The following is a 12,078-nucleotide window of genomic DNA, read 5'->3' on the forward strand; positions in this document are numbered from 1 at the left end:
AAGGCGAACTAGATATTGTTCTGCAAGATCTCTCTCAGCTTGCCGAACAGCTCGTCGATGTGATGCTTTTCGATGATCAGCGGCGGCGAAAGCGCGATGATGTCGCCGGTGGTGCGGATCAGCAGGCCCTTCTCATAGGCCTTCAGGAAGGCGGTGAAGGCGCGTTTGGTGGGTTCGCCGGCGATGGGGTCCAGCTCGATGGCGCCGATCAGGCCAGTGTTTCTGATGTCGATGACATTCGGGCAGTCCTTGAGGGAATGCACGGCATCGGCCCAGTAGTCGGAAAGTTCCGCCGCGCGGGTAAGGAGGCCCTCTTCCTTGTAGGTGTCGAGCGTCGCAAGGGCTGCGGCAGAGGCGATCGGATTGCCGGAATATGTGTAGCCGTGGAAGAACTCGATCATATGCTCGGGTCCTTGCATGAAGGCGTCATGGATTTCCGAGGTAACGAAGACCGCGCCCATGGGAATGACGCCGTTGGTCAGGCCCTTGGCGGTCGTGATCATGTCCGGTTTGACATCATAATATTGCGCGGCAAACGGTGTGCCGAGACGGCCGAAACCGGTGATGACTTCGTCGAAGATCAGCAGGATGCCGTGCTTGGTGCAGATTTCGCGCAGCTTCTGCAGATAGCCCTTCGGCGGGATCAGCACACCGGTGGAGCCGGCAACCGGCTCGACGATGACGGCGGCGATCGTGGAGGCGTCATGCAGCGTGACGATGCGCTCGAGTTCGCTTGCGATGTCGCCGCCATGCTCGGGCTCGCCGCGTGTGAAGGCATTCTTGCCGGGAACATGCGTGTGGGGCATGTGATCGACGCCGGTCAGCAGTGTGCCGAACATCTTGCGGTTCGAGACGATGCCGCCGACGGAGATGCCACCGAAATTGACGCCGTGATAGCCGCGCTCGCGGCCGATGAGGCGGAAGCGCGAGCCGTTGCCCTTCACGCGGTGATAGGCAAGCGCTACCTTCAAGGCCGTCTCGACCGACTCCGAACCGGAATTCGTATAGAGGACATGACCCAGGCCTTCGGGCGCGATGTCGACCAGGCGGTTCGCCAGCTCGAAAGCCTTGGGATGGCCGAGCTGAAAGGCGGGGGCATAATCGAGCTCGCCCGCCTGCTGGCTGATCGCTTCGGTAATCTTCGGGCGGCAGTGCCCGGCGTTTACGCACCACAGGCCCGCGGTTCCATCCAGAACCTGGCGGCCGTCATGGGTGGTGTAATACATGTCCTTGGCGCTGACGAACAGGCGCGGTTCCTTCTTGAACTGGCGGTTGGCCGTAAACGGCATCCAGAAGGCACGCAAATCATTAGGGGTGGCATTCAAACGGTCCGACATGCTGTTCTCCAACGGCCATTCGGGGGCCATTTTCCCGATCGCGGCGCCGCGCCGCGTGATTATATTTACTAGCTGGTCAAATTATCAGCCGACCTTTTTGCGTCAAGGCAAAGATGGCGCCGAAAGCGGGGGAGAGGCCATGGATCACAGGCGGGATCGATAGACGCCAAGGCACGCCCCCGTCCCATAGGCTGAAGCCCGCCTTGGGGCGGCCCATCTTGGTGCAAATACGAAAAAACTGGCAAGTCCGAAGACTTGCCAGCCAAATTGGTAAAACACCTGGTAATGAAAGGAAGTCGATCTTTCGGGGTCTTTAAGTGTCCCTTACGGATCGTTCGTCGGCGGACGCAGAGCTATTGAAAGCTCTTAAGCAGCCGATCTACTTTTTTCCGGCTCACAATAAATGTCTTCCAGCGTTTCAAGAACCCGAATGACGGATTCCGATGTGCTGGAGTAGTAAATCGTCTGCGCATCACGACGCGTCTTCACCAGCTTCTGAGCGCGCAGCTTCGAAAGATGCTGGGACAGTGCCGACTGGCTTAATCCGACCTGATTGGCCAAAACGCCAACGGGAACTTCGCCTTTAACAAGACTGCAAAGGATCAAAAGACGCTTTGGGTTCGCCATTGCTGATAGTAATGCTGCCGCAACATTAGAGTGTTCGGCCAAATTTCTTGTCTTCATGTGTTAATCTTCCCAATGCGGAGCGTACATCAGAAATTGTGCTGTTTTTAAACCGGCACCTAACCGATATCTAACAATACCAAGACCGGTCGAAGATTGTATATACCTAAATTTAAGGTATCGAGTATGCTATTTTAGGTATGTATGTATGACGCTGCGGCAATGGCGTAAAGGCCGCTTGATATGCCCTACACGGCCTGAATTAGCCCAAAATAGGTCGATTATTGGCGTTCCCGACTGCAAATATGCCAACTTTGGTCAAACAGGGCTGTATCCTACCAATAATGGTCGACGCCGCGTCGGAGTGGCCGCCTACTAATTCTCGCACTATTGTATGATTTTATGGCCGGCCGATTTTGCTTTCGGTTTGAGGCATCGTCAGGTCTCTTGATGACAAAATATATGCCTTCCCGAAGCCGCCGTTCAGGCTGGCGTCAAGCGGAACGAGGCGGAAGAAGCAGAAATCCGGAAAGTCGATATAGAGCTTGGACTTCGGGTGACGATCGAGAAAGCCACCTCGAATGCGTTCATGCGCTTCGCTTTGCCGGTCGATGCGCTGTGCGTTGCATCGCACGGTCAAGCGAGGATGGGCGAGGGGATCACCCTTGCCGGCTTCACCGAAAAGCATCGAAGCACGCGGGTCCTTCCCCAGGGCCTTGGTATGCGCGGAAAGGCCGGAGACGAGAATGACCGGAACGCCGTCGGTATCCATCGCAATCAGAACGCGGCTTACTGAAGGAAAGCCGTTTTCAGGGTCGATGACGGCCAGCGCCGCATGCGCGGCCGTATGCATGAGGTCGCGCGCCTGTTTGCGCGCTTCCTCGTCCGTTTCCCTGATCACTGAGGGCTTATCGTTCATGAACTGCTCCGTGAATTGGGGAGCAGCCGTGAACGGCTACTCCTTACGCCGGTGGCTGGTGAGACCGGCCACCACATCTTGCGCCGAGATCGTTCCGATAATCGTGCCGTTGTCAACGACGCCGATATTGCCCGGCTGGCGCGTCAGGGCGTCGAGGATATCGACGAGCGGCGTGGCGGCGGTTGCCGTGGCGGTGACGGAGCCGGCGTTGGCGGAATGGCCGACGCCTTGCTGCATGACATCGCGTGCCGTCAGCATGCTGATCGGGTTCATATGCTGCACGAAATCGGCAACATACTGATCGGCCGGATTCTTGACGATCTCCTGCGGCGTACCGCACTGGATAATGTGTCCGCTTTCCATGATGGCGATGCGGTTACCGATGCGGAATGCCTCGTCCAGATCGTGGCTGACGAACAGGATGGTGCGTTTCAGGCGGCGCTGGAATTCCAGAAGCTCGTCCTGCAGGCGGGTACGGATCAAGGGGTCGAGCGCGGAGAACGGCTCGTCCATGAGCAGGATCGGTGCGCCGGTCGCAAAGGCGCGGGCGAGACCGACGCGCTGCTGCATGCCGCCTGAAAGCTCGTTCACCTTGCGATTGGCCCATTGCGCGAGATTGACGAGCTGAAGCTGTTCGTCGACGCGCTTCTTGCGCTCAGCGTCCGGCACGCCGGCAAGCTCGAGGCCGAAGCCGACATTGTCGGCGACCGTGCGCCAGGGCAGAAGCGCGAACTGCTGGAATACCATGGAGACGGTATGCATGCGCAGATCGCGCAGCGCCTTGGGGCTGCAGGTGTAAGGGTTGATCGGACCGTTCTTGGTGTTGACGACGACATCGCCGCGCACGACCGGCGCAAGGCCGTTGACGGCGCGCAGCAGGGTCGATTTCCCCGAGCCCGAGAGACCCATGAGCACGAGAATTTCGCCTTCCTCGATCTCCAGCGAGGCGTTGGCGACGCCGAGCACCATGCCCGTTGTCTTGCCGATCTCATCGCGGGATTTACCTGCGTCGACGAGTTTCAGCGCGGCGTCGGGGCGATCGCCGAAGATGATGCTGACATTCTTGAAGCCGACAGCGACGGTCATGAGCGATCTCCTTCGCCGGGGGCACGGAACATGCGGTCGAGAATGATCGCCAGAATGACGATGCAGGCGCCGGAATCGAAGCTTTTTGCAACGTTAACGCTGTTCAGCGCGCGCAGAACCGGCACACCAAGGCCGGGAGCGCCGACGAGAGCCGCGATCGACACCATCGAGAGCGACAGCATGATGGTCTGTGTCAGGCCGGCCATGATCTGCGGCGTGGCGAAGGGCAGCTCGACCTTGCGAAGCACCTGCCGCGGCGTCGCGCCGAAGGATTCGGCCGCTTCCACCAGAGAAGGCGGTGTGGAAATGATGCCGAGACGCGTCATGCGGATCGGAGCGGGAATGGCGAAGACGACGGTGGCGACCAGACCCGGCACCATGCCGAGGCCGAGCAGGATCATTGCCGGCACCAGATAGACGAAGGTCGGGATGGTCTGCATCAGATCAAGGATCGGGCGCATGAAAGCATAGAGCCAGGGGCGCCGCGCCGCTGCAATGCCGAGAGGCACGCCGACGAGCATGCTGACGAAGGTGGAGGCCAGCACCAGCGCGAGCGTTTCGGTCGTTTCCTTCCAGTAACCCTGGTTGATGGTAATGAGCAGGCCGATGAATGTCAGGGCCGTGACCGCAACGCTGCGGCGCATCCAATAGGCAATGACGGCGAAGACGACGACGACGATCAGCGGGTGCGGTTTCTGCAGCAGGAACAGCATCGCGTTGATCACATGCGCGACGACGAAGGAAAGACCGTCGAAGAACCATGTGACGTTGGTCGTCAGCCAATCGACGACGGCTTTGGCCCACGGCCCGATGGGAATGCGGTAATCGGTTAACCAGTTCACGTCTTTGCCCACGTTTGGGGCGGCGTTTCCGATTGTTACTTAGGATGCCGGAGGTGCCGCCGAAGAATACGGTCTGTCACGCCACACGGGCCGTTGTCCGGGCGGTGGCGGGACGCGAAAGCAAGCAGTCCATGCAAGGAAGAGAAAGGGGCGGTTTAGCCGCCCCTCCGTCCACCCATGTTACAAGCCAAGCTTGGCCTTTACCGCCGCCGGGCCGTCACCGCCGTCCTTGGTGGTGACGCCGGCAAGCCACGGCGTGACCGCCGCCGGATTGGCCTTCAGCCATTCCGTGGCAGCCACTTCCGGATCCTTGCCGTCATTCAGGATCTTGCCCATGATTTCGTTTTCCATCGGCAGCGAGAAGACGAGATTCTTGACGAAGGCGCCGACGTTCGGGCATTCCTGCAGGTAGCCGGCCCGGACGTTGGTATAGACGGTTGCGCCGCCGAAATTCGGTCCGAAGACATCGTCCCCGCCGGTAAGATAGGTCATCTTGTAGGTGGTGTTCATCGGATGCGGCGCCCAGCCGAGGAAAACGATCGGCTTGCCTTCCTTGTCGGCACGCGAGACCTGGGCAAGCATGCCCTGCTCGGAGGATTCGACCACTTCGAAGCCCTTGAGGCCGAAGGTGTTCTTGTCAAGCATGTCGATAACCAGGCGGTTGCCGTCATTGCCCGGCTCGATGCCGTAGATCTTGCCGTCAAGGTCATCCTTATGGGCGGCGATGTCCTTGAAGTCCTTGATGCCGAGCGCGGCACCCTTTTCGTTGGTCGCCAGCGTGTACTTGGCGCCTTCCAGATTGGCGCGGACGGTTTCGACCGACTTGTCCGCGGCGAACGGCTTGATGTTCTCGGCCATGGAGGGCATCCAGTTGCCGAGGAAGACATCGATGTCCTTGTTCTTGAGGGATTGATAGGTCACCGGCACGGCGAGCACCTTGACGTCGGTGTCGTAGCCAAGCGCCTTCAGGAGGACGGAGGCGGTAGCCGTGGTGGAGGTGATGTCGGTCCAGCCCACATCGGCGAAATGCACGGTGCTACAGCTTGCCGGCTCAGCGGCCGCCGCGGGCGTGGCGCCCAATGTCAGTGTGGAAAGGGCTGATGCGAAAGCGAATACAGTAAGGGTCTTTTTTATCATTGCGTGACTCCCAGTCTAACGTTCCCAAGCAACCATCAATAACCGACATTTTCAAGCGACCACAGTGTATTTGCGGCGGTTTAAGGGGGCTGATTGCGACGCCTGCCTTTTTCCGCCCGATCGTTTTCAGAGCATTTGCCGTAAACCCACCGCTCCTGAATCCTGTGGTTTTTGCCGTGGATATCTTTTCTTATCATCTCGCAGCACCCATGAAGCATTCAAGGAGAATGTCATGGCCAAGCTCTATTTCCATTATTCGACGATGAATGCAGGCAAATCGACCATGCTGCTGCAGGCGGCCTACAACTATCAGGAGCGCGGCATGCGCACCGCCGCCTTCATCGCAGCTCTCGACGATCGCGCCGGCCGCGGCACGATCGCCTCCCGCATCGGCCTGACGATGGATGCCATACCCTTCGAGATCGGCGACGATCTTTATGCGCTGGTCGGCGAAATGCATGCGAGCGAGCCTCTGAATTGCGTCTTCGTCGATGAAGCCCAGTTCCTGACGCGCGAGCAGGTATGGCAGCTCGCCCATATCGTCGATCGCCTCGGCCTGCCGGTCATGGCCTACGGGTTGCGCACGGACTTCCACGGACGCTTGTTTCCAGGGTCGCAGGAGCTGTTGGCCATCGCGGACGAATTGCGCGAGGTGCGGACGATTTGCCATTGCGGCCGCAAGGCGACGATGGTGGTGCGGCTGGATGCCGCCGGCGAGGTCGTGCGCGAAGGCGCGCAGATCGAGATCGGCGGCAGCGACAAATATGTTTCGCTCTGCCGACATCATTGGGAAGAGGCGATCATCTGCGAGTGACGGCATTTCGCTGCGTGGCCGGTGGGAAGAGTTGGAATTCGATCGGGAGGGACGATGAAACTGCTTTGCGTGGCGCCGGCCGTCATCATGCTTGTCGCCGCGTCTTCGGCGCTTGCTGACGGAGGTGCGGTTGCGGGTGCCATCGTTTTCAGGAAATGCGGCGCCTGTCATACGGCGACCGCGCCTGAAAATCGCATCGGCCCTTCCTTGATGGGCGTTGTCGGCCGGCCCGTCGCAAGTGCGCCCGACTATGCCTATTCGCCGGCGATGAAGGCGTTCGGCGCCGATGGCAAGGTCTGGGACGAGGCCCTGTTGCGGAAATACCTGCCGGGGCCGCAATTCCTGGTCAAGGGTACCCGGATGACGTTTCCGGGCCTCAAGAGCGACAGGGATCTCGACAATCTCATCACCTATCTGAAGAATCCCGCGGCTGCGCAATAGCGTTTTCTTCACAGCCGGAAGCGCTTAAAGCGCGGCGCGAGCTTTCAGGTTCGCTCCGTGCGCTTTAAGCTCCCGGTTTTTGCATGTCGTTATCGCAAAACCGCTACACACTTTTGCGCGACATGCTTTAGTCTCACTCCAAAGGCAGGAGAGAGATGCATGGTCAGGCCTCATTCCTTCGATGGCATGCTCGACAAGGCAAGCGCGACACTCGATGATGCCATCAATGGCGTAAACGCGGCCGTCGCGACGCTGGCCGGCCACGCGAAGGGCGAGGGGCGCAGCGCCGCCATCAACTTTCCCATGGAGGAAGTGCTGGTGCGCGAGGCCGTCGAGCTGCTCGACCGCTGGAAATCGCTCGCACTTTCGTTGGTGAAGGAGCTCGATCGCGCAACGCAAGAGGCCGATCTGCAGCATCGACGATTGTTTGACGAGAAGATCGGCCTTGAAGATGCGAGCCTGCTCGCGAGGAGGATGGCGCGCGGGCCTGCGAAGCCTCAGGCTATCATCACCGATCTCGAAGCGGTTCTGGATGTTTCGGCCGAACTCGATCTCCTCTTCAAACAGGCTAGGCCCGCCTTGTCGCGATGCTTTCATGATTGCGAGCTCCATCTCGAAGGCTTGATCGAGCACCGGCGGAAACTCGATTTCGATATTGAGGAAGTCCAGCGCCGAGCCGATGCCCTGACGGCAAAACTCACGTATCAGCGGCGTAATCGTCCCTCATCGCGCCATGCCGATTTGCAATCCGATCTGGAGACGGATTATGGCGATCTGCTTGCCGAGCAGGAGGATATTCGGCGGCAGGAGGCCGGGCTTCAGTCGGATCGAACGGCAGGCCAGCGCCTGATCGACATCTATGAGGGCATGGCTGCCTCCTTGAATGTCCAGGTTGCCGCCGTCAGCGCCATGACAGCCAAATCGGCCGTCGATATCGAGCAACGGATCGCCCTGCTCAAGGCATTGGCGTCAAATGCGGATGGCCCTGCGGTCGTGGCTGCGCGAACGGCCGCGGTCGAGAACTTGATCCAGGCCTTCGAGGCAAACGTGCTGGCCGGGCATGACCTAGCTGCGCGCAAGGCGCATGCCGATGCCGTGTTCACGAGACGGCTGGAACCTCGACCGCTGCCCGTGGCCGAGGATGCGGGTGAAACTGCCGGCGACGCGCAACCGGAGAGATGAATTCCGGCCAGCATCGAAAATTCGGCGCAGACGGTTGTTGTTTTTCTCAAGAACACATATTTGCTGGAACGCGAATGGCGATAAGGCCTATCCTATGAAAATCGAAAGGGATTTTCGGAAGGGCCGGTGCGCAGGTTCAGTGTGGTGCGTCCTTCGCGTGTGGGCAGGATGCGCGGTTGCGGTTTAGGAGGCGTGTCCATGCTTGACTCGATCACGGCGTTCTTGAAGCGGATCTGGGCCGCCATCATACGATGGCTGGGCTTGGTTTTCGTCGGGCTCGCATGGCCGTTTCTTGCCGCGCGCGGCTGGTATCGCCACAGCAACTGGCTGATCAAGCTGCCGGTCATCGCTTTCGTGACGCTGCTGGCGGTGCTTTACATCTATTTCATCTGGCAGACGCAGATCTGGTCCGGGTTCAATCCGGTCTATCCCGACGTCTACAAGTTCTCCGAACGCAAATTCTCCGCCGGAGAAGAGTTGCCGGCGGCGCAAGGGCAGCAGGCTGCGGCGTCAAAGGCCTGCCAGACCTCGGCAGTCGTGGATGTCGCCGCGGATCTTACCGATTTCAACGTCAACCAGAATGCCTGGATCTCCTCGATGCTGCTTTACAAGCTCGGGTTCTTCAGCATTTCATGGGACGACACGCCTTTCCTCGACAACAAGGCGTCCTTTCAAAGAGGCATAAACTCGGTGGTTCGCCGCACCTCGGCGGAATTGGTCGACACGATCGGCCGCGTGCGCGGGACCTCCGGCATCAACGGCGACCTGCAGAAGGCCCGCGGCAACCTGCAGTTCGACGAATCGAGCTGGTATTTCGGTCTGCATCCGTTCGGGCCGAAGACGCCAACCCCGAGCTATTATCGCGCCGCGATCACCAACCTGCGCAGCTTCAATACTGATCTCAGCAACTGCAAGGCGGTTTTCGATGGACGCGCGGACAATCTCCTGCAGTTTCTCGACCATGTCGCTGGCGACCTTGGCAGCACGGCAAATATATTGGCGGACCGGTCGCAAAACTACAGCTACGGCTGGTTCGACATGCGCGCGGACGATCGGTTCTGGTTTGCCTATGGCCAGCTTTATGCCAATTACGGCATTCTGAGCGCGGCCGGCGCGGATTTTCAGCAGGTGATCGCCGAGCGCAATGTCGGCAGGCTCTGGAACGACACGCTCGGGATGCTGCAGACGGCACTCCGCATTCAGCCGATGATCATCTCCAACGGCCGCGAGGACAGCTCGTTCATGCCAAGCCACCTTGCGACGATGGGCTTTCACATCCTGCGGGTGCGTTCCAATCTCGTCGAAATCCGCACGGTTTTGGGTGGCCGCTGAGTGCCAGCCGGGCATTCGCCGTGATGCATAGGGAATGCGTCAAAACGAGAAGGTGGAGCGCTTTCGCTATTCGAAGAAAGCGAAATGCTCTAGCTGATCAACTTGAGGCGGATGGCCTTGGCGACCAGCTGCGTGCGATTGACGCAATCGAGCTTCTTGATCGCGTTCATCATATAGGCGTTGACCGTATGGTCGGAGAGGGAAAGGATCTGCCCGATTTCGACCGAGGTCTTGCCCTGGGCCGTCCAGCGAACGACTTCGAGTTCGCGGGCCGAGAGCGAATGCGGCACGGCGCTATCGCTGCGCTTCAGGCAATTATAGGAATCCAGCGCCTGCAGCATGATCAGGGTGAGCTCGTTGATTTCGCTCTGACCGAGACTGTTGCGATTGCCCATGAACCAGAAGAGAAGACGCTGTCCATCCGGTGAATTGACCGGGACGATTACGCTCGTCGGGCAATTGTGGTTGATCAAAAGCGTATGGAGCTCGCGCGGAAGATCGCTGTCGAGCTCGATGTCCTTTTCCAACAGATGCCAGGAGCGCGGCAACACCGAGTCCCGCGTGCGCAGCAGCATTGGGCAGCGCCGCACCAGCTGCTGTCGATCGAAATCACGCACGAATTGCGCCGGCACGGTGCCTTCGATCAGCAGCGGCGTCATCATCGTATCGTCGGGAACCGGGGCATTCATGAAAGCCATATAGCTGAAGCCGAAAGCCAACCCCGCCTGCTCCAGCGCCAGCGCAAACGCTGTTTGTGTCCGAGCGGAAGCGAGCTCGGCAGAAAGCAGCAATTGTCTCTCGGCGGTGATGATATAGGACATATAGGTTGAAGCGCCCACAGCGTGTTATCGTTATCAAATACCGGATTTATGAGTGAATGCTAGACGCAAAAATATCACAGGACCAGAAATAATTTCATTTTCATATATTTTAATATTCAGACATGTAGATTTACATAAATCTTCGCCCAAAACGGGCATTAAACGCAAAAAATGCCGTTCAGCTGGTCTTATTACGACGGCGCTGTACATATGCCGATGCCGCAGTGTCAAGGACGGAGCGCTGAGGAGGGCATGGGGATAGCAAAAATCTATCTGAATCGACGCTTCGGGTGCCACGATGGCAACCGTCTGAGGGTTGCGATTTGATACAGGAGGTGGCGTCCTGCAGCGCGATAGTTGCCGCCTTAAGTGTTGCGACAGATGGAAGAGCAAATTGAGATGGTGCCTGCACAACATGCACGCATGGCCGTCTGCTTTCATCTCGCAGCCGTTCTCCAGCGGGCGGCTCTCGCCACGCAAGACTGATCGTTTCGGCAAATGATGCGGCATTGCGCCGGCACGCCTTGCGAAGGCCCAAAGCGGTTGCTATCGGTCTTGCCAAAGCAATCGCTTCCAGGCGTGTACCTCATGGATTTTCGTTTTTTCCCGCAGCTTGCGGTGCGGTGTTGCCGAACGGTGTTGTGGTTTATCACGGCCGTTTCGCTTCTGCTCGTTGCGCCCGCCTTTGCCGAAGCAGGCGTCGCCGGTGGCACGCCGATGCGCTTCCTGCTTGTCCATGGCGAAATGGGTCAATGCCGCGCCGACAACACGTGTCCGGACTGGATCTCCGCCGAGGGGCAGATCATGTCCGACACGCCGAGAAAGCTGCAGAAGTTCCTGAAGCAGCTCGGCAATCGGCAATTGCCGATCGTCGTCAGTTCGCCGGGCGGCGATGTCAAGGCGGCGATGGAGATGGCGCGCACCATCCGCAAACAGAAGCTTTCGATCGCCGTCGGCCGCACCCGCTCGCGGGCATGCCCCTATGCCGAGCCGATCTGCCCGGCAGCCTTTGCCGCGGACGGCTCGATCAAGGGACAGGCCTTTTCCGCGGGCGCGATCTGCTTTTCGGCTTGCCCGCTGTTTTTGGCGGGCGGTGTCCAGCGTGTTTCCAGTCCCTTGGCATTGCTGGGCGTTCACCAGATCACCACGACCTACAGCGAAGTGCGCGTCCAATATCGCACCGAATATGAAATGGTGGATGGCAAGCGCAAGGTGCTTTCCAAGAAGGAGATCGGGCGAAAATTCGTCGGCAAATACGACACGACGAAGCTCGACAAGGCGCAGCGGGCGCGGCTGGTCCGCTTCCTCGACAAGATGGGCGTCGACAAGGGACTGGTCGATGTGATGCTTGGAACCGATCCGAGCGGAATTCATCTGATGTCGCAGATGGAGGCGCTGAGACTGAAGCTGACGACGGAGCTTGCCGATGCGGACGCGCTGGTTTCCGCACGCAACTGCAAGGACGGGCAATCGATCTCCGATTGTGCCGCACCGCCGCCGCCGATGACCAGCGCCTCGGCCATGGCCGGCAAATAGGCGCGGT

General features: G+C 59.1%; 11 protein-coding genes and 1 pseudogene. 5 read left to right on the forward strand and 7 right to left on the reverse strand.

Annotation, left to right across the window (positions count from 1 at the left end; translation table 11 throughout):
* Positions 1–8: 8 nt before the first annotated feature.
* From HGP16_RS03080 to HGP16_RS03105, 6 genes and pseudogenes are all read right to left on the reverse strand, one after another.
* The gene (locus HGP16_RS03080; protein ID WP_168838538.1) at positions 9–1,337 is read right to left on the reverse strand and encodes an aspartate aminotransferase family protein; all 1,329 of its coding nucleotides are present in this window, start codon (positions 1,335–1,337) and stop codon (positions 9–11) included.
* Between the two features lie 366 nt (positions 1,338–1,703).
* Positions 1,704–2,021 carry an ArsR/SmtB family transcription factor gene (locus HGP16_RS03085; RefSeq protein WP_004116664.1) on the reverse strand — a complete coding sequence of 106 codons (318 nt, stop codon included), beginning with the start codon at positions 2,019–2,021 and terminating at the stop codon, positions 1,704–1,706.
* Positions 2,022–2,292: 271 nt separating this feature from the next.
* Positions 2,293–2,880, reverse strand: a pseudogene (locus HGP16_RS03090) (HugZ family protein); the annotation flags it as partial.
* Positions 2,881–2,916: 36 nt separating this feature from the next.
* Positions 2,917–3,966, reverse strand: coding sequence for a choline ABC transporter ATP-binding protein (gene choV / locus HGP16_RS03095; protein WP_168838540.1), 1,050 nt, complete (start codon positions 3,964–3,966; stop codon positions 2,917–2,919).
* Positions 3,963–4,808 (reverse strand): choline ABC transporter permease subunit, encoded by an 846-nt coding sequence (choW, locus tag HGP16_RS03100; RefSeq protein ID WP_168838541.1) that lies wholly within the window; start codon positions 4,806–4,808, stop codon positions 3,963–3,965. The genes choV and choW overlap by 4 nt, the downstream gene beginning before the upstream one ends.
* Positions 4,809–4,988: 180 nt before the next feature.
* The gene (locus HGP16_RS03105) at positions 4,989–5,945 is read right to left on the reverse strand and encodes a choline ABC transporter substrate-binding protein (protein ID WP_168838542.1); all 957 of its coding nucleotides are present in this window, start codon (positions 5,943–5,945) and stop codon (positions 4,989–4,991) included.
* Positions 5,946–6,177: 232 nt separating this feature from the next.
* On the opposite strand from HGP16_RS03105, the gene HGP16_RS03110 reads away from it, so the two are divergent.
* The 4 genes from HGP16_RS03110 to HGP16_RS03125 all read left to right on the forward strand — a co-directional run bounded on the left by HGP16_RS03110 (position 6,178) and on the right by HGP16_RS03125 (position 9,714).
* Positions 6,178–6,759, forward strand: a complete 582-nt coding sequence (locus HGP16_RS03110) for a thymidine kinase (protein ID WP_168838543.1) — start codon at positions 6,178–6,180, stop codon at positions 6,757–6,759.
* 54 nt (positions 6,760–6,813) lie between these two features.
* Positions 6,814–7,200 carry a c-type cytochrome gene (locus tag HGP16_RS03115; RefSeq protein ID WP_168838544.1) on the forward strand — a complete coding sequence of 129 codons (387 nt, stop codon included), beginning with the start codon at positions 6,814–6,816 and terminating at the stop codon, positions 7,198–7,200.
* A gap of 159 nt (positions 7,201–7,359) precedes the next feature.
* Positions 7,360–8,382, forward strand: coding sequence for a hypothetical protein (locus HGP16_RS03120; protein ID WP_168838545.1), 1,023 nt, complete (start codon positions 7,360–7,362; stop codon positions 8,380–8,382).
* 198 nt (positions 8,383–8,580) lie between these two features.
* On the forward strand, positions 8,581–9,714 hold the full coding sequence (locus tag HGP16_RS03125; protein ID WP_168838546.1) for a DUF2333 family protein: 1,134 nt from the start codon (positions 8,581–8,583) through the stop codon (positions 9,712–9,714).
* Between the two features lie 89 nt (positions 9,715–9,803).
* On the opposite strand, the gene HGP16_RS03130 is transcribed toward HGP16_RS03125, so the two are convergent.
* Positions 9,804–10,535 (reverse strand): LuxR C-terminal-related transcriptional regulator, encoded by a 732-nt coding sequence (locus tag HGP16_RS03130; protein ID WP_168838605.1) that lies wholly within the window; start codon positions 10,533–10,535, stop codon positions 9,804–9,806.
* Between the two features lie 588 nt (positions 10,536–11,123).
* Between HGP16_RS03130 and HGP16_RS03135 the strand changes: the two genes are divergently transcribed.
* Positions 11,124–12,071: a hypothetical protein gene (locus tag HGP16_RS03135; protein ID WP_168838547.1), complete on the forward strand. Its 948-nt coding sequence runs from the start codon at positions 11,124–11,126 to the stop codon at positions 12,069–12,071.
* The last annotated feature ends 7 nt before the right edge of the window (positions 12,072–12,078 follow it).

It is taken from the genome of Rhizobium sp. P40RR-XXII, assembly GCF_012641405.1.
GTDB lineage: Bacteria > Pseudomonadota > Alphaproteobacteria > Rhizobiales > Rhizobiaceae > Rhizobium.